Genomic DNA, 19,161 nt, shown 5'->3' with positions numbered 1-19,161 from the left:
ATATCACACAACCTACATCGGCTAATTCGTTTTCGATATTTTTCTAAATCACCTTCTTTCTATTAATTTCTATATTAATTAAGTTAATTAATAACTTATCTATATAGCCTTTGAAATAAATACAATTTTCTTGTTTATTAATATTTCTCTTATATGGACATCCCCCCATACATAATGGCAAGTACTTGCAGTTTTTACATACTTCATCATATGTTGGATCGAATTTCAAATAATTTAACATGTTTTTGATATCTATTTTTGATATGTTTAATATATTGCCATAAGATCTTTTGATATATCCTATATCTACAAAACACTTGTACAGATACCCTTCACTATCTATAACCACTGAATTAATTGACTGCGCTGAACAATAGTATGGGGTTTCCTTTGGATACATATTGTCTATGTCTCTATTTTTGTAATATTGTATAAACTTTATTTTTTCTTCAAGAAATTCTTCATTTGTTAAGTAAGTGTCTTCATTACAAGTACAATTATAATCTTCAACTTTAGCAAGGTATATGCTTATTTTCTTATCAAAATTTCCTATTTCATCTACAATATCGTAAAAACTATCAATATTATTCTTAGTCATATTAATTCTTATGGAAATATTTGGTAAATTATCAATATTTTCTTTTATATTAGCAATTATTTTTTTATATGTAGGACGATTTGGCTTTAATCTTCTTTGCATATCATGCGTTTTTTCATTTCCATCTAGTGTTATCTGAATGGTATTTATATTACATCTTCTTAGCTTTATCGAATTCTCATCATTTAATAGAAATCCGTTTGTTATCATAGTAGAATAGTATAACACATTATTTTCATGACAAAGTTTCAGAAAAAACTCAGACATTTCTACAATTTTATTTATTTGGAGTAATGGTTCTCCGCCATACCATGTGATATTAAGTTCTGAAATTGTATTTATTTTACTATCAACAAAATCATAAATTGATTTAATTACTTTATCATTTATTATTGCATTTGATCTGATGTCGTTTTCGAAGCAATATGAACAATTAAAGTTACACCCCATAGTAGGCGCGATAATTATAGATAATTTATCAGTATTAAATTTAGAACATAGCATATTATGTCTAATCAATTCTACTTCATCTATCTCATCATTTATAAAAAATCCTTCTTTAATATAATCATCTATATCTTCCAAATCAGAAAACATTCGCCTTTCAATAAGCTTTCTTTCTTTATCGTTTATTTGTGCTATAGCTCCTGTCAACGAATTATATAATATATTATCTTCTCCATCTTTAAAAATAAAATTGTATTTTGATTCCTTCATCTCTTCTCCTTGTGTTTTGTAATTAATTGTTTTTATTTGTCATAAGATCATATCTTATTCTTTTAGGTTTGATGCAATCTTCTCTAAGATTCAGTGTTTTCTAGGGATAACCTATAGGCATCTATCATCGTAGCGATAGTTTTCATTAACATGCTAACTCAACAATTTATCGTTAATAGAAAAACAATACAATGCTATTTATTTTTTTACTATTTTTTTTGATTATATATCCAGTTTACTTTGATGTGAATATATCGCATTTTTAATTTATCTGTTATTATTATAATTTACTTTGACAATCTCACAACCTCATCACTAACATCGATTAATCTGATATCATGTGAAATCATTATAATTATCTTATCATTTTTTATTTGTTGAAGATAATTTAATAAGTTATTTGTACTTTCTTTGTCAAGCATTGCAGAAGGTTCATCTAAAATAATCACATCATAATCTTTTGATAAAGCTATAAGCAAAGATAACTTGTATTTTTCTCCTCCTGAAAAATCTTTTGTTTTTTGCAACTTTGGTTTATTATTTTCTATGCTAATAAGCTTATTTAATTCCAATACATTAATCAAATCATTTGATATATTAAATGAATTAAATTTTTCTATATCTTCCAAGAAGTTAATTATTTCAGCATATTGTGTAGTTATGGATATGTTCTTAGTTCTAAGATTGTTGATATCCAAATTCTTCAAATTCACATCATTGTAATATACATTTCCTTGGTACTCATCACCAAATAATCCTAGAATTAGATTGATGAGTGTACTTTTCCCTGCTCCATTATTTCCAACTATCGTGTAGATATTTGACTTTTCAAATTTATAGCTAAAATCATCAACTATTTTTTCATTTTCCACATAAGAAAAACTAATATCTTTTAAAGTTATAGAATCTATATGGTTTAATTGTACTTTACCAAATCTATCCACTTTCATATTTAATACTTCATCTATTCTTTTATCAACAGTTTTAGCTTTTTGATATGATTCACCAAGATTAAATGCAAAACTTACAGAATCTAATATATTATTGAACAATAGCAAAACTATTGTGAACTGTCCTATAGTCATTTGCCCTTTTATTACTTTTATTCCACCTATTACAAATATAAATGTCCTAGTAAGTATGGATATTATACTATCCATTGATGAGTAAATGTATGTTATTACTTGGTTATCCAAAATTTTCCCAAATAAATTTGAAAATATATTTGAATATGATTTTTTCAAAACTTCTGTTAATCCATATAATTTTACTGTTTTCACATCTTCTACTTGCTTATAACTGTTAGAAAAGAATTTTGATCTGGTTTCTATAACTTTATAATTGCTCTCATAAACTTTGTTTTTCATTAACTTGTATGTGATTAAATATAGAAAACTTGCTAAAATTAAAATATAAGCAATCAATTTACTAAAAGCAAATACAAGTATGAACGATAATACTACCGACAAAATCTGAGTTAATATGTTTCTTACACTTGTCAATGAAAATATAATTATTTCATTAGTGTCACTATTCATTCTATCTATCAAATAACTTGCATCAAATTTTGATATAAGTAAGTAATTTATATTATGAACTTTTTCAATCATCATTTTAGTCATTTTAAAGGCTGAATTAACTTGGATTTTTAAATAAAGCCTCTCAGTTATGAATCCAAATACTATACTTACAATTCCAAGAACAGCTACCCAAAAACAATAAATGTATATGTTTTCTTTAGTCGCTGTTTTATTAGATAATATATCAATAAAATTACCTGTAATATATGGAGTGAGAATACCTACTAATGTAGAACAACAGGATATAAAATAATAAAGAAACAAATGAACTTTATTTGGTTTACAATAATTATATGTTTTTCTTAGTATTTTTATCATATTTTCTCCTAATTGTCTAATTAAATATTCCCTTTATTTTATCAAACAAGGAATTATTGCCTTCATCTCTCAATGCATAATTCATCGCTGGATCATTCCCTATCATGTAATCTGCAAAAGATTGCTCTGCGTGGAAGTCTGGTGTCATTGTATTCTTGTCAAAATCAAAGTTCATATAATTAAATAAATACGAATCGACATTTTCATAGTGTTCTCTAAAAACCTTCATACAGTAAGATATTTGAAAATAAGTATCTTTAGTATAAAACATATTAACATTTCCAGCATATGTTAATACTGGAAATCCACTATCTGTACCAATTACTTCAACGTTATGAAAATTCTTTACAAATAGCAAAGCGCAGTCTCCTGCAGCAGAGTAAGTTCCATCGCTTACTAGAACTTTTATTTTAGTTTTAGGATTTGCCCCCTGATATGCCATCATCTTACTAAAAATATTGAAGATATATGAGGAATCTCCTCCGGAGTTATATCTTAAATCTATGATTATATTTGAAAATATATTACTATCTAATTTGTCACAGACATCCTTGGTGAATTTTTCAATATTATAGTTTTCGTTTTCTGTGCAGGAATTATACCTAATAATCAAATTGTCACCTTCTGTTTCAATATAGTATAATTTGCTTACATCAACAGGATATGATAATGGTTTTATTGAAGCATTATTCTTGTTACTAATTCTTTTTCTTTCATATTGTAACATATCTGTTTTTCTCCCATTTATCTTTAATTTACTTACTATTAAATCATCTAACTTAACAAATGGTATATCTACTTTTATAATTTTATCTCCTGTTTTTAATTCATAAATATTTTGTTTTTCTGTTACAACATTTTCTCTTTTCAAGATATCGTAAGAATTTAAGTAAGAATTTTGTCTACGAAGTTTGAAGCTTTTATTTTCACCATTAGCATAAGGTTCTAGTTTATTAACAATATCTTTTGTTTTAATATTGTTTATACTTATGACTTCTGAACCTAATAAGTTATTAAACTGTTCATTAGTACCTACTATGTAGTATTTCCCATTGAATTCATCTATAAAAACTGCAGATTTTTTCACATCTATTGGAAGGACAGAAACATGACCTTGTCTATAGTTTGAGATTATTCTCATTAACTCTATATTTAAATCCAAGACAGTTTTATTTTTAGTGTCTGTTAATAATTCATTGTATGAATTTGTAATTTCATCTATATTTGCTTTATCATAAAAAGCATGATTATCTTCCATAAAATCTCTTATATCCATTACCTGTTTTTTGTATTTATAAGAACTTATTGGTTCAGTGCCGTCAATTTTATGCGAATCATATTTCTCAACATTGCTTGTGTTGATATAATCAATGAAGTCTTGATTACTAATTGTTATAATTTCATCCTGTCTAACAAAACTAGTAGTGGTTATAAAAAAAATCATAACCACAACTAACTTTATTATTTTACTTAATATCTGACTTTGTAACATGTCCATTACTTTTAATATTAATGTACCATTTACAAAAATCTGTGATGCATACTAAAGCTCCAAAACAGGTGCAATATTTATTCCAACAAGAAGCTTCGTTTATGCTACAAACTCCACTTCCACTTGCTCCTGCTCCGTGATTCCTTCCGTCCATTAATACTTTCATATTTTCCTCCTTGAATTTTATGCCATTTCAGCAGATTTATTTTTAGAGAATATTATTCTCAAACTACCTGTTTTAATTAATCAATAATAGACTTCATTTTATTAAATAACGAATTGTCTCCTTCATCTCTCAATGCATAATTCATAGCCGGATCATTTCCTATCATGTAATCCGCAAATGATTGCTCTGCGTGGAAATCTGGTGTAAGCATATCACCTTCATAATCATAGTTTTTGTAATTATGATTAAATACATCTTCCCTTTCATAATTTTGAAATAGTAAAACTCTTGCATACTGGCAATACACTTTTAAATTTTTAATATATAATAAACTATCAACTCCTGTTGTAGTTTTAATTGTAAATCCCGAATCACTACCTATTATTTCAACATTGTCCAGCTTTCTCATTGTTTCTATTGTTGCAAATCCAGCTGCGGAATAAGATTTATTACTTATCAATACTTTTACCTGTGTATTTGGATTTTTTATTTGATATAACCCAATTTCTTTTAATATGCTAAGATAATTTTTAAGAAAGCCTCCAGTATTAAATCTCAAATCAATGACTATTTTAGAAGGTTTGTTTTTATATAATTTTTCATTTATTTCTTTAGTAAAATTATATGTTATATATTCTGGATTCTCGTAACATGAATTGTAATAAATTACTAAGTCTTTATTCTTCGCTTCAGAGTAAAAATTTCTTTCAGTATAATTTGTTTTATTTAATGGCTTGATACTAGCGAAGTTTGGATCTTTAGCTATGTTTAATATTTTATTCACATTAAAAAAGTAAAAATCTGTATAACTAGAATTTATTTTTCCAAATTCCCAGTTTTGATGTTTAATTGGTATTAAATTTTTATAGAATATTTTTCCGTTTTTTTCAAGTTTAAGGGTTATTTCATTGCCATCCACTATATTTTCGCGCTTTAAGTTATCAACTATTTTAATGTTTTCAGTTGCAAATACTCTTGAAATATTCTTGTTTTCACCTAGAAAATATTTTGATACTTTATCTTCTACTTCTTCAATTGGAGTATTATTTATTGCTAAAAGTTTGCTTCCTAACATATCATTGTCTTCTTCGGCACATTTTTTTATGTAGTAGCCATCGTTGAACATAATTAAATCAATTGGCAATTGTTCAGTAAAAAATCCTGAACGAAATCCAAGATGTCCTTGTTTTAAACTCGAAGCCAGTACATTTAAATCTAGTACGGTATCTACAATTGTATGTTCTTTTTTATCTTTAATAAATTTGTCACATTCTTTTGAAAATTCTTCTCTGGATGTATTATTAAAAATTACATGATTTTCTTTCAAAAAATTTTCTACGTCTTTTATTGTAGTTTCATACTCTTCTTGTGATATTTTAGTATTTAAATTAACATGAATTTTATCTTTTAAGTTAACATTTTCTAAAAGATCTTCTTTTATATAATCAGGTGTGTCTTCTATGTTATTTGAATATGTAAATCCAGTAGTAGTTATGATAATTATCATAACTACTACTAAATTTTTAATAAATCTTTTAAACATTTAAACTGTTTTTCGGATTATATCCAGATACCTTAACTGTCCAGCAAAATGATATCGGTATATAAATATTTCCGCAACCATTTGAACCACAAGGACTGTTACCAACACAACCACCTTTGTTTATATTACATCCTCCTCCAGCTGTTGCACAAGGACTACTACTGTTTGTTCCTGCTCCGTGATTTCTTCCATCCATTAATACTTTCATATTTTCCTCCTTGAATTTATGCCATTTCGGCAAATTTATATTTAGAGAATATTATTCTCCAGCTACCTGTTTTAATCTTATTCTGACAATTTTCTTCATAAAATCTTCCATATTATCTTTGAATCTATTACATGCCTTCTTGTTATTTACTACTCTTTGATAAGGACATCCTCCCATGCAAAAAGGTAATAATTTACAATCCTTACATTTTTCATCTTCAGTAGGATCATATAGCATATAATCATAATACATATTAGTGTTTCCATTAGAATTATCGTTTATATTTCCTATTTTTCTGTCTACGAATCCAATATCTGACCAGCACTTATATAAATCTCCATTACTATTAATCACCAATGAATTTACAGCATCAGCTCCACAAAAATTTGTTATTTTGTATGGATATTGATATAGCAAGGTATCTTCACCGTAAGTTTCATGAAATTCTAGAATCTTTTCAAAAAACTCTTTTTTTTGGATACAATGACAATCCTCATAAGAATCGTTGTCATTTTCTACTGGTGCTATGTAGATTAATATTTTATTTTCTTTATCAAATTTTTTCATATCATCAATTACTTGATTGTAAGAATTTTTATTATCATTATCTAAGTTAATTCTTATATGTGTTATTGGTAAAAATTCGTAGCTATCTTTTAAATTTTTTAAAATAATTTCATAAGTTCCGTTTCCATTATGTAGAATTCTTTTTTTATCATGCCATTCCTTTGATCCATCTAATGTAACTTGAATACTATTTATCTTTAAACTATTAAATTGTTCGACTATTTCTCTGGTTAATAGATATCCGTTTGTAACTATAAAGGCTGTATACATGACATTATGTTCATCACACATTTTTATTATTTTATCTGAAAGTCTTTTTATGCTATCAAATTCAAGCAAAGGTTCTCCCCCATACCATGATATGGATAGAGTATTTAATCTTTCAATTTGCTCAGAAATAAATTCTATTATGGAATTCTCCGTTGATTCATTCATTGACTTTTTATTTTCTGCATTTTTCTCATAACAATATGAACAATTAAAGTTACAAGCAAGAGTTGGTGCTATTGTTAATGATAAATTAGAGTTATTAAATCTTGAACTAAGCAATTCATATTTAATTTTAGATAATTCATCGTCATCATCATCTAATACAAAATTCATATCTTTGAGTTCTTGAAATTCCTTTGGTAATTCTTTTCTCTCTTCGATTTTTTCATACATTTCAATATCATCGCTGTCTAATAATGCCAATGAATTAGAATACGAATTATATATCGCAACGTTTTCATCAACTTTTAATAAAAAGTTATATTTTGATTTCTTCATATTTCCCCCTTCATTATTTTTATAACCTTATAATAAATTAAAAATATTATATTGTCAATGATTTATTTATTTGATTTTCTAATAAATGATCGGTATTTATCTTATTTATTGTAATATTAATAATATTTATTATCGTTTTTCTCGCTTTAATATCTATTTCATCAATGTTTGCTTATTAATTTCATTTATTTGAAAAATCTATAAGTAATTGTTTTTTTTGTAATACAAATTAATGTTTTTTTGAATTTATATTGTGACATAAAAAAAGGAACATATTTTTATAAATGTCCCTGTAAGATTGCTCTAATATTTTATTTAAAATCCAATTTATCTACGAATTTTAATATTTCTAATAGCTTTGTTCTTTTTTTGAATGTTTTCTCTATGTTTTTCTTCAAATATTGGTACAAATCATCGTTTCTAGCTTCGAATGATTTGATTTCCATAACTATATTCATGTATTTTTTGTCTTTGTATGTGCTTTTTAATCTCTTTCGATAAATTTCCCACACTTTTTCAAATGTTTTGTCTTTGTCTTGTTTGATAAGTTCTTCTACGAATAGTATAAAATAATACGAATCATGTATTGATGACAAGTTTTTGAACACATTCGTATAATCTTCTTCGTTCAAATATTTCTTGGTTTCTGATATGATTTCTTTTTCCATTTCAATTGAGTAATTATCATTGTCCAAGCTTTGTGAAAGCATGATTACGTAATCGTTGATTAATTTGAATGTGGATTCTTTGTCGTCGACTTTTGAGTATTTGTATAGAAACTCTCTCCATTTTGCTATGAATTTAGTCATGTAATTCATAAGTATATATGTTCTGACATCTATTGTGAACACGTAATTAGGTGCAAATATGAAGAATTTTTTGAAATAATCAAAATATTTTAACAGTGCATCTGATATCATGCTTATCGATAAGGTTGTGACTATTTCTTGGTTTTCTTCTGTTAATTGGATTTTTCCTTTTAATAATGATGGACTATTCCCATATTGTATGAGTTTTTTGATTGCGTATACGAATAGATAAGAATATGATTGATCATCTTCGATTTTGTCGAACAAATCTTGTAACATATCAAAATCTTTGTCTTTGATAAGATATAATATCGTCTTTTTGTGAAGTTGTACTTCGCTCATATCGCTGTAGTAATTCACAACTGAAGAAAATGAATTTTCTTGTTCACGTTCCACTAGGTCGATAAGTTCGATGTCACTATTTCTGTCGTTGATGTATATGTCGTTAATTTTAAGAAGTTCTTGTTCGCTATTTTCGTTTTTGAATGCGAATTTTTTCTTGTTCCAATCGTAGATGCTTAGTCCATCTGTTCCTGTTTTTTTGTATATTAAAAAGTTATTTAATCTAAAAATATCGTAATTTTCCATAGCTTAAATTATATACAAAAAAAGCTACCAAATCAAATTTGATAACTTTTTTATAAAATATGTAGTTTAGATTATATACCCACAGATATTTTTAAAGCTTCATCCAACTTTATCAGAACTCTATCGTCAAAGCTACCTACTTTTTCACGAAGCCTTTTTTTATCAATAGTTCTTATTTGTTCAGCTAAAATAACTGAATTTTTCGGTAAACCGTACTTGGATCGTTCTATTGCAACATGTGTTGGTAATTTCGCTTTATTTATTTGTGAAGTAATAGCTGCTATGACTACGGTTGGACTGTATTTGTTTCCCACATCATTTTGAACAACAACGACAGGTCTTACACCACCCTGCTCAGATCCAACAACAGGGCTTAAGTCTGCGTAAAATATGTCTCCTCTTTTTACTTTCATAAACTCACCCTATAAACTCTTCGCTATTTTAAGAACTATTTTTATTATATCCAAAACACTTCAAGAAATCAATATAATAAACTTGCCCAACTTAAAAGCTGGGCTAAGATTAGTTGATTTTTTGTAAATAGTCGCACACTTCTACGACTTTTCCATTTCTAGTATAAATTCTAGGAATTCTCATTGTAACTCTACACAAAAGCTCATAGACATTTGTGTTTGCCATTTCTGCCAAATCATACAATGATATTTCTCCCATGTCATCTTTTCCGAATAACAAAACTTTGTCGCCAACTTTTACATCTCTAATGAAAGATACATCTATCATAATTTGATCCATGCAGACTTTTCCCAAAATTTTTGCTTTTTTGCCGTTGATAATCACATAAGCTTTGTTGGATAATTCCAAAGGATAACCGTCAGCATAACCTATTGTAGCTGTTGCAACTACTGTTTCAGAGTTTGTCGTGAATGTTCTTCCGTATCCGATGTCTGTTCCTTTTGGAACTGTTTTAATCATTGACACTGTTGTGTAAAGCGAAGATATTTCTTCCAGATTTAACCTAGAATTTTCTCTTACATAATCTGATGCATGATATCCGTAAAGTCCAATTCCGCATCTTATCATATCCAAGAAATATCCGTGAATTATCGCTCCAGCATCATTTGCTATGTGTTTTATTGGAACAGTAATTCCTCTGTTTTCCACATCAATCATAAAACCAATGTATGTATTGTATTGTTCTTTGGTATAGGAATAATCTTCGCTATCAGCATCTGAAAAATGACTGTAAATTCCTTGCAACACTACATTATCCATTTTATAAATTTTGAATATTTCTTCCAAGCATTTATCTTTGTCAAGTCTAATTTGAAATCCTAATCTTGTCATTCCTGTGTCGATTTTGATGTGAACTTTGCATATTTTGTTCAAACTTTTAGCAACGTTGTTGATTTCAACTGCAGTTTCATAATCGTAAACTGTTAATTCGATATTGTTTTTGATGGCGACTTCAATGTTTTCATTGGAAATGTATCCTAAAATCATAATTGGTTTGAATATTCCATTTTTGCGAAGTTCCAAGGCTTCATTTATATTGGACACTGCAAAGTAATCTATTCCCAAATATTCCAATTCTTTTGTAATAAATGCTGCGCCTTGTCCATAAGCATTGGCCTTAACTACGGCACACATTTTGACTAAATTGCTTATGTTTTTGATTTCTTTGTAATTGTGTTTTAATTTGTCCAAATCAACCTTCAAATAACTTTGATATTTAAACATTATTTCTCCTTACAAGCATTAATCGCCTCCGGTAAATTTCTAATAATATCCGATGCAATAATGCTGTCCTCTCCTATTTTTTGTTTTGCAAAATCTCCAGCTAGTCCGTGAATATACACTCCCAATTTACAAGCCTCGAACACATCTGTGTTGTGTATAAAACTTGCAATAATTCCAGACAAACAATCCCCACTTCCAGCTGTTGCCATTCCAGCGTTTCCAGTATTGTTTACATAAATTTCATCATTTCTTGCGACGATTGTGTGATGACCTTTGAGAACTACTATACATTTGTGTTTTTTTGAAAAATCCGTAGCAACTTTTTCTCTGTTTTGATTGATATATTCTACATCCAATCCCGAAAGTCTACTAAATTCCAATGGATGTGGAGTTATGGCAACTGAATAATCTTCAAATTCTAGTTCACCGAAATCTTTTATTGAGTTTAATCCATCTGCATCTATCAACACTGGTTTATGGAAGTTTTTGAGTACGGATTTTATCAATTCGTAATTTAATTCATCTTTTCCCATGCCACAACCAATTGCGACACAGTTTTTATTAGAAATATATTCTAAAACTTGAGAAATAGAATTATTACTCAATTTTTTGTCGTCACATTCAAGTGGAAGTATTATATTCTCAACGGATTTAATTTGCATGATTTCCGAGATAATTTCAGGGACAATTGTGTAAACCAATCCACTACCACAACGAAGTGCTGCCATGCTAGCCAAGTAGACGCTACCACACATTCCGTTCGAACCACCAACTATGCAGACTCTTCCGTAGTTTCCTTTATTGGAAAAAGGGTCGCGTTTTTTTATTGTAAAATCCATTTTAATCCTCCAACATCAATACGCACATTGCTATTGCGTATTCTTTATCGTGAGAAATGGATGCATCAATATCTAAAACTTTTGGAAATTTATCTGTATTTAATTTTACAACTAAACCGTCATCATGTATAGACTCCACATCCATAAAACTCATTTTACCAATTCCAGTCTTCAAAGCTTTTGACACTGCTTCTTTCATACAAAACATCCCTGTAATCGTCTCATAATTACGATTTTTCGATTCAATGTATGAAATTTCTCGTTCAGTAAAGACTTTTCGCATAAATTTATCCAGATTTTTTATGTTTTCAATTCGTGAAACTCTTAGAATATCAGTTCCACATCTAATCTTCATTTTTGATTCCTTCAAATTTTTCCAAGAATTTGTTTCTCAATGCTAAAAAGTCTAGTTTTTCAATGTCTTCCACGCTTTCCACATCTTTTACGAATTCTTCTACGATTTCTCCTATTATTTCGAATGAATTTTGTGAAAAATTATTAATATTATATGATTCCGACAAATATTTTATGCTTTCTTTCATTAATTTATCCGTCAAAATATCTTGGTAAGTTTGGTTGATGTTGCAGTTGCTGATTTCTTTTTCGATGACTTTTTTTATGGAATATATCACATAATACACAAAATCCATAAAAATCTCGTTGTTTTCTCTGTCATCAAGGGCAAATAATATCGACAAACAGAAATTCCAGTTGAAGTCCTTGTCCAATCTGCTGTTAAGTCCCTGTGCAAATGAAGTGTGAATGTAATCTCCAAATTCCATATCCGAAAAATCATACAATTCACCAAAACTAATTGGCTTGTTACTTATGGCATTGACTTTGTTTAATATGTCGATCAATCTTTCTTCGTATTGTTTTTTCTCCAAAACATCCATTATTGAAAACAAATAATCGCTTACTACATTTGCAATATTTCTCATATCTATTACAAAACCTAAATTGTATTTTAATTTAAGCATGTATCCATCGTGAATCATTTTTGTTATGATGCTTTTAAATTGTTGTCTTGTAGCATCATCTTCGTTGGATTCTACTGTCATCATTTTTTTGTAAACACTGTTGAGTTGTTTGTCGATAATTGTAAGATTGTTTTTGATTGAATACATTACATCACGTATCAAATCTTCTGTCATAACGTAGTTTGAATTTTTGTACAAAATCGAATGATCTACCTCTCCCCAGAACACATTAACCATGGATTTAATTTGCACTTCGAAATTGATTTTCATATCGTCATTTTCCACGAAAATAGCGTCGATTTTATAAATTTCGAACCCGTTTTTTTGTTTTTGTGGTTGTGGTTGATCCAGGTTAAGTCTGATTCTCATATCATACTTAGAATAATAATAGCCGTCTTCATCTTTGTAATAAAAAAGTCTTTTCAAATATTCGTACAAATCTTTTTCATTTTCGTTGAAACGACATTCTATTCTAACTCCAATCAAATCTGGAAATAGATTGAACACTTCCTCTACGTCTTTACATTTTATATAATAATTTTGTTTTAGTATTTTTTCTTTGATGCTGTCTTCTTTTTTTACACGTGCGTTAATATTAATAACATCTTCGTTCGTTTCAAAAACTTTACTAAAAAACTCTTTTGTTTCTTCTGCAACAAAGTTTATGAATTTGTAACGACTATTAATTAATTTAACAGCATCATTCATAAATTGAAAAATTCCAGCTCTCATTTTATTCTCCTTTTTATTGCTACTATTATTTTACCATATTTAAGCATTTCACAAGCATCAAAAAAGAGCACTGCGTGTGCTCTTTTGATTTTACAATTTACAGAAACTTCATCCTGTTAGGATTAATGTCTCGTTCTATTTCGTGAAAGCCCTTGATTTCGATGTTGTTTTCTTCTATGATTTTTTCTATTTTTGGTTTGTCTTCCAAGTTATCGTACAATATAGAAATCCCACAACACACATCTAAAACTCTTGGAGTCGGTGCAATCGTAGCTTTAATAGAATTTTCTTTGATTAAATCGTAAAGTTTTTGTCCATTTGCCACATCTTTGAACAAGATGTAGTTCATTTTATCTGCCATTTTCAATCATTTCAACGAAGGCTTCAATTCTCGTCTTCAATTGTTCACTGTCTTCGTCAGTATAATCAGTTTCAATTCCCAATACCGGAATGTTGTGATCTTTAAGTTCTTTTTCTACAATGTGACCTTCTGTATCGTAAATGTTACAGAATTTTAGGTTAACGTCGATTACACCATCAACGTTGTATTCTTTTGCAAGTCTGATGATGTCGTCAACTCTTTCAGTGTTTGGAGTGTAACATGCGCAGTTAATACCTTTCATGTATCTGTCTGTTAAGTGATCAACCATTTCGTCCATAGTTTTGCCGGATTCATCTACAGTTAATTCGAAATATCTTGAACCTGTACACATTTCTTCACATACAACAGCTGCTCCACTTGATTCAATGATGTGGTGTAGTTTCCAGTTTGGAATAGACAATGGAGTTCCTGTTAACATTAATCTTGTAGCGCCTTTTTTGTATACGCTTACGTTTTGTTCTTTTCTCTTGTCCAATTCATCACACAATTCATTAACTTTTTGTGCAAATCTAGTTGGATCATCGTAGAATGCGATTTGAGAAATCAATAAACAGTCTTTACCGCTGATTGGAACATTGTCTAATTTACGGAATTCCCACAATCTTTGCATTGCACGTCTTTTGTTGTTGATTAAAACAATTGCATCATGAAGAGATTCTGGAGTTAATTTGTTGCCAGTTAATTCTTCGATTCTGTCGATATATCTATAAACTTCATCTTTAAAGAATTCAACGTCCTTGTCTCTTTTCATTTGTGGCAAATCAAAGATGTACATTGGAGCATCTTTTGACATGATTTCCCAAGCTTTTTTCTTGCCGTCGCAAGTTGTTTCTCCGACGAATAAATCTGCAAGTCTGAAGAATGGACAAGTTTTTTCAAATCTAGCACCTAAAGATGCCTTGATTAGTGGACATGTAGCAGTTGGAAGATATTTTTCTCCACCTGGTACCCAGAATTGAGATCCTGAGCACAAACCAGTATTTATAGCTCCGCATCCAAATACTACTTCGTCAGGAACGTGAATGCAGAATGTTCCTACAACTTTTCCGCCGTTTTTTTGGAATTCGATTAATTCAGCTGGTCTAATCCCGTGGATTTCTGCAACAACCATGTTGAAATAATCCATTTTTTCTGGTCTATTTTCTTGTGATAAATATACATCACCAAATGCTTGTGGTAAAACTTCACACAAAACGTCGTGTTGATCGACATCCATTCCTAAATCTTCCCACATTTTTCTGTAATCTGCCATTTTTATACCCCCTAGTAAGTAATTACATTATCATCATAATCAAATTGGCTACAGTTACGTATCACATAATCTGGTTTGAAATCGAATTGCTTGTACTTTTCATCTATGTATTCAAACCCTTTTTTTGTAAAAATATCGTGATATTCGCCTTCACAAAAATAGCCTTCTTTGATTAATTGATCAAATTTTTTGTACACTCCAGCTGCTGCCTGAAGTTTTACAGATGATTTATCCCTAAAAGAATCATCTATATGTTCTTTGATGAATTCTATTCTTTTGTCGATGTCGAAGATAAATTTTGAGAAATATTCCACCTCGTATATTCTTCTCTCATCAATATCGCATTTTCTGAGATTGAATATAAGAGATGAAATTTCTCTGGATTTTTCAATTAATTCGTCAAATTTTTCTTCGTCAAATTTTTTGTCTAATTTGTCTTCCAGATACTCAATCAAAGATTTATAATCCCTGTATTTGTACACGAAAACATCTTTGTCAGTTTTCTTTCTCAAAGTTTCGTAGCGAATTTTGCAACTATCATCTACTATGAAAAACGATGAACTAAACATAAAAGGACATTTTCCAAGTTCCAAATAAGCAAAAGAAGAATTCAACATATCACAGTAATTATTATCTGTATAATCTTCTGTGACTTCTCTGTCCATTCCATAAGAATACACTGTTGTAACTCCAAAACTCTCAACAATTTCCCATGGAACTCTGCCCCATAATGAAACAACAGTTGTTGATTCTCTCAAAGTGAGTGCATCAATATATGCGTTTTTTCTAATATCTAAATAATCCATTATCTTGCCAAGACTGCTGCTCCTATTGCTCCTGCAAATCTTGCGTTTTCATTTGTTTCTACGGTTGCCGACAGAAGTTGTGACAAGTGTTCTGTCATATAATCATTCCCCGAAAAACCTCCAGTTAAGAAATAATAATCTGTAGCAGGAAGTCTGTGAACCAAAGTCTTTACTTTATTAATAATGGAATTAATTACACCACATGCAATATCTTCTTTTGGTGTACCTTTTCCAATTAATGAAATGATTTCTGTTTCAGCAAAAACCGTACACATCGAAGAAATTTTGACATCTTTTCCAGTTCTTGCCAAATCAAACATTTCGTCCAGTCCAACACCAAGACGATTTGCCATTACTTCCAAAAATTTCCCAGTACCAGCAGAACACTTATCATTCATTATGAAATCTTCTACCATACCATTTTTGTAACTTATGGCTTTTGTATCTTGTCCTCCAATGTCGATAATAGTCATATCAGTATCGTTGAAAAAACTTGCGCCTTTTGCGTGGCATGTTATTTCTGTAACGACTTTGTCCGCAAATGGAACAGAAACTCTCCCGTATCCTGTAGCGACAACTTTACTATTATCTTCGTTTACTCCATTTGATTCTAGCCATTCTTTTATAGTTTTACTTGTTTCAACAGAACTCCAGCCCGTTGGCATAACTTTTTTGAAAAGAATTTCTTTTTTTGAATCATCTAAAACAACTACCTTTGAAGCAGTTGAACCTATATCAATTCCTACATAATACATATTTATCACCATCTTCATTATAACATCAAACAAAACTTTTTTATGATTTATAGGATTATTCAATAAATCAAGCGTTACTTATAGGAAAAATCTATAAATAAAATGTGAATTAAAAAAAGCCTTGAAAAATTAATTTCAAGGCTCTCATTCTTATCCTATTACTATAATATTTCCCCACCATCTAAAAATTGATTGTGACAATTCATTTGCAGCGTATAATCTGTCTTTTCCTTTTGGTTGTCCATTAAAGTACATTTCTCCCCAATTGTTTGGATCGTAAACTTCAAAATACAATCTATTATTGATATGAGTGTATCCTTTTACAACTAAGAAATGTCCTCCTTGGTAGTTGTAAAATCTACCAATATTTGAATTGTTGTTATTATTAAATGAAATAAATCCAGTATTCACACAAACAATTGCAATATTTCCATTATCCAATATATCTGTCAAAGTATCTTCTCCATTGTATACAATTGTACGATTTGGAATTCTTTGATCATTCAAATATTGTGATACAGTGTTTGTTGACCACCATCCACCTTGCATAGGATAACGATCTCTTGCTCCTGCTGCTGTCGCAATTGTATTTCTATTGAACCATTTTTCGACCATTACACTTGAAGATGGACCACAATTTGAGTTACTAGCCCAGCCAGTGTTTCCTTGATCTATGTACCAATTATAGTTTCTATCGTTGTGTACTTCTTGTCTTACTGCGCCTGTAAAAGTAGGTGTTACTAAAACTACGATTGCCATTAAAAGCATTAATATTTTTTTGCTAAATTTCTTCATATTTTTACTCCTTTGATTTTATTTTTAAAAAGAAGACGTTTTACTTATATTTATAACCTCCTTATTTTATTTTTCTTCTTTTTATTGCCTAAATTATTTGATTTTATAACAATTAATTTCATAAATCTATGTATTCTCTGTAATTATGTTATCGTTTACAATAAAAGTATAACACTTAATTTTAAATTTTGAAATAGTTTTGGACAAAAAAATAGTAGCACATTTTTCATGCACTACTATTTTTACTTAATGTTTAAAATAAAGGCCAAATTATTCTTAAAACGAATACTATTGCCAAGATATACATCAAAATAGAAATATCTTTTCTTTTTCCTGCTAATAATTTTATTAAAACGTAGCTTATCATTCCAAAAGAAATTCCTTCTGCAATTGAATAACAAAATGGCATCGCAATTATTGTTATAAATGCAGGAATTGCTTCTGAATAATCGTAAAAGTCGATTTCTTTGATTGAGCTAAGCATAAATAATCCTACGATTACCAATGCAGGTCCTGTTGCTTGTGCAGGAATCATGCCAAATACAGGGAACAAGAATAAGCTTAGGAAGAAAAAGAATGCTGTTGACAAAGCTGTTAGACCAGTTCTTCCACCTTCTGCAACTCCTGATGCCGATTCAACAAATGTGGTTACTGTACTTGTACCAAGTAGAGCTCCAGCTGTTGTTCCAATCGCGTCTGCTAATAATGCAGGAGATGCTTCTTTTAATTTTCCTTGTTCATCTAACATACCAGCTTTTGCACTAACTCCAACTAAAGTTCCTACTGTATCGAAAATATCTACAAATAAGAATGTGAATACTACAGTGAACATATCGAAAGTAAATATTTTATCGAATTGTATTTTAAAAGCTACTGGAGCTAATGATGGTGGCAATGTTATTGGAGATCCGCCTTGGTATTTTGACACTCCCAAAATTAAAGCTAAAATCGTAGAAGCCAAAATCCCATACATCAATGCACCTTTGATTTCTCTAGCCAAAAGTAAAGCGATAATGAATAATCCTACAATAAATACTACGCTTTCTCTGCTCAAGAGATTTCCCAATTGTAAAACAGTACCTTCACCTTGTAAAATAATTCCTGAATTTACCAAACCAACTAGCGCTATGAAAAGACCAATTCCACAGCTAACTGCTTTTTTCAAATTAATTGGAATCGCATCAAAAATCATTTCTCTTACTTTAAATAATGAAAGAATTAAAAATACAATACCTTCCAAAAATACTGCAGTCAAAGCAAATTGCCAAGTATAGCCTAGTGTTTTAACAACTGTAAATGTAAAAAATGCATTAAGTCCCATACCTGGTGCCAAACCAAATGGCAAGTTGGCTAAGAAAGCCATACAAACCATGGCAATAATACTTGCAATTACACTAGCAGTAAAAACTCCACCCTTGTCCATTCCAGTTTCACTCAACATTTGAGGATTGACTGCCAAGATATAACTCATAGTCATAAATGTAGTAAATCCCGCCATTAATTCCGTCTTTACATCTGTTTTCTTCTCAGATAGACGAAATCTTTTTTCTAAAAAATCCAAGTTTTCC

19 protein-coding genes are annotated in these 19,161 nt (G+C 29.4%); all 19 read right to left on the bottom strand.

The window, feature by feature from the left end; genetic code table 11:
- Window positions 1–43 precede the first annotated feature (43 nt).
- Entirely contained in the window at window positions 44–1,315 is a 1,272-nt protein-coding gene (locus GKG01_RS03950) for a radical SAM protein (protein WP_154271568.1), read from the bottom strand.
- Between the two features lie 287 nt (window positions 1,316–1,602).
- Window positions 1,603–3,213 carry an ABC transporter ATP-binding protein gene (locus GKG01_RS03945; protein WP_154271567.1) on the bottom strand — a complete coding sequence of 537 codons (1,611 nt, stop codon included), beginning with the start codon at window positions 3,211–3,213 and terminating at the stop codon, window positions 1,603–1,605.
- Window positions 3,214–3,229: 16 nt separating this feature from the next.
- On the bottom strand, window positions 3,230–4,657 hold the full coding sequence (locus GKG01_RS03940; RefSeq protein ID WP_154271566.1) for a S41 family peptidase: 1,428 nt from the start codon (window positions 4,655–4,657) through the stop codon (window positions 3,230–3,232).
- 22 nt (window positions 4,658–4,679) lie between these two features.
- The gene (locus GKG01_RS03935) at window positions 4,680–4,871 is read right to left on the bottom strand and encodes a hypothetical protein (protein WP_154271565.1); all 192 of its coding nucleotides are present in this window, start codon (window positions 4,869–4,871) and stop codon (window positions 4,680–4,682) included.
- 76 nt (window positions 4,872–4,947) lie between these two features.
- Complete coding sequence (locus GKG01_RS03930; RefSeq protein WP_154271564.1) at window positions 4,948–6,414, bottom strand: hypothetical protein; 1,467 nt, start codon at window positions 6,412–6,414, stop codon at window positions 4,948–4,950.
- Window positions 6,407–6,622: a hypothetical protein gene (locus GKG01_RS03925; RefSeq protein WP_154271563.1), complete on the bottom strand. Its 216-nt coding sequence runs from the start codon at window positions 6,620–6,622 to the stop codon at window positions 6,407–6,409. Before GKG01_RS03925 ends, GKG01_RS03930 begins: the two co-directional genes overlap by 8 nt.
- A gap of 51 nt (window positions 6,623–6,673) precedes the next feature.
- Entirely contained in the window at window positions 6,674–7,957 is a 1,284-nt protein-coding gene (locus GKG01_RS03920; protein ID WP_154271562.1) for a radical SAM protein, read from the bottom strand.
- Window positions 7,958–8,268: 311 nt separating this feature from the next.
- The gene (locus GKG01_RS03915) at window positions 8,269–9,354 is read right to left on the bottom strand and encodes a phage tail protein (RefSeq protein ID WP_154271561.1); all 1,086 of its coding nucleotides are present in this window, start codon (window positions 9,352–9,354) and stop codon (window positions 8,269–8,271) included.
- A gap of 71 nt (window positions 9,355–9,425) precedes the next feature.
- The gene (locus GKG01_RS03910) at window positions 9,426–9,767 is read right to left on the bottom strand and encodes a type II toxin-antitoxin system PemK/MazF family toxin (protein ID WP_002835111.1); all 342 of its coding nucleotides are present in this window, start codon (window positions 9,765–9,767) and stop codon (window positions 9,426–9,428) included.
- Between the two features lie 109 nt (window positions 9,768–9,876).
- Window positions 9,877–11,052: an alanine racemase gene (gene alr, locus GKG01_RS03905; protein ID WP_154271560.1), complete on the bottom strand. Its 1,176-nt coding sequence runs from the start codon at window positions 11,050–11,052 to the stop codon at window positions 9,877–9,879.
- Complete coding sequence (locus GKG01_RS03900; protein ID WP_154271559.1) at window positions 11,052–11,891, bottom strand: NAD(P)H-hydrate dehydratase; 840 nt, start codon at window positions 11,889–11,891, stop codon at window positions 11,052–11,054. Before GKG01_RS03900 ends, alr begins: the two co-directional genes overlap by 1 nt.
- 1 nt (window position 11,892) lies before the next feature.
- Window positions 11,893–12,246 (bottom strand): holo-ACP synthase, encoded by a 354-nt coding sequence (gene acpS / locus GKG01_RS03895; RefSeq protein WP_154271558.1) that lies wholly within the window; start codon window positions 12,244–12,246, stop codon window positions 11,893–11,895.
- A complete protein-coding gene (locus GKG01_RS03890; protein ID WP_102163702.1) occupies window positions 12,236–13,603 on the bottom strand; it encodes a GTP pyrophosphokinase in 1,368 nt (455 codons plus the stop codon). The genes acpS and GKG01_RS03890 overlap by 11 nt, the downstream gene beginning before the upstream one ends.
- Window positions 13,604–13,700: 97 nt before the next feature.
- Window positions 13,701–13,964: a DUF3343 domain-containing protein gene (locus tag GKG01_RS03885; protein WP_002835117.1), complete on the bottom strand. Its 264-nt coding sequence runs from the start codon at window positions 13,962–13,964 to the stop codon at window positions 13,701–13,703.
- The gene (locus tag GKG01_RS03880) at window positions 13,954–15,237 is read right to left on the bottom strand and encodes a double-cubane-cluster-containing anaerobic reductase (RefSeq protein WP_002837167.1); all 1,284 of its coding nucleotides are present in this window, start codon (window positions 15,235–15,237) and stop codon (window positions 13,954–13,956) included. Before GKG01_RS03880 ends, GKG01_RS03885 begins: the two co-directional genes overlap by 11 nt.
- Before the next feature lie 11 nt (window positions 15,238–15,248).
- The gene (locus tag GKG01_RS03875) at window positions 15,249–16,043 is read right to left on the bottom strand and encodes a 2-hydroxyacyl-CoA dehydratase family protein (RefSeq protein ID WP_154271557.1); all 795 of its coding nucleotides are present in this window, start codon (window positions 16,041–16,043) and stop codon (window positions 15,249–15,251) included.
- Entirely contained in the window at window positions 16,043–16,798 is a 756-nt protein-coding gene (locus GKG01_RS03870; protein ID WP_035109100.1) for an acyl-CoA dehydratase activase, read from the bottom strand. The genes GKG01_RS03875 and GKG01_RS03870 overlap by 1 nt, the downstream gene beginning before the upstream one ends.
- A gap of 150 nt (window positions 16,799–16,948) precedes the next feature.
- Window positions 16,949–17,593 carry a hypothetical protein gene (locus GKG01_RS03865; RefSeq protein WP_094207442.1) on the bottom strand — a complete coding sequence of 215 codons (645 nt, stop codon included), beginning with the start codon at window positions 17,591–17,593 and terminating at the stop codon, window positions 16,949–16,951.
- Window positions 17,594–17,846: 253 nt separating this feature from the next.
- Window positions 17,847–19,154, bottom strand: a complete 1,308-nt coding sequence (locus GKG01_RS03860) for an NCS2 family permease (protein WP_154271556.1) — start codon at window positions 19,152–19,154, stop codon at window positions 17,847–17,849.
- Between the last annotated feature and the right edge of the window lie 7 nt (window positions 19,155–19,161).

The organism is Finegoldia sp. BIOML-A4 (assembly GCF_009679635.1).
Lineage (GTDB): Bacteria > Bacillota > Clostridia > Tissierellales > Peptoniphilaceae > Finegoldia > Finegoldia magna.
The sequence above is the reverse complement of the archived record's forward strand: the minus strand, read 5'-3'. Positions and strand labels throughout refer to the sequence as shown.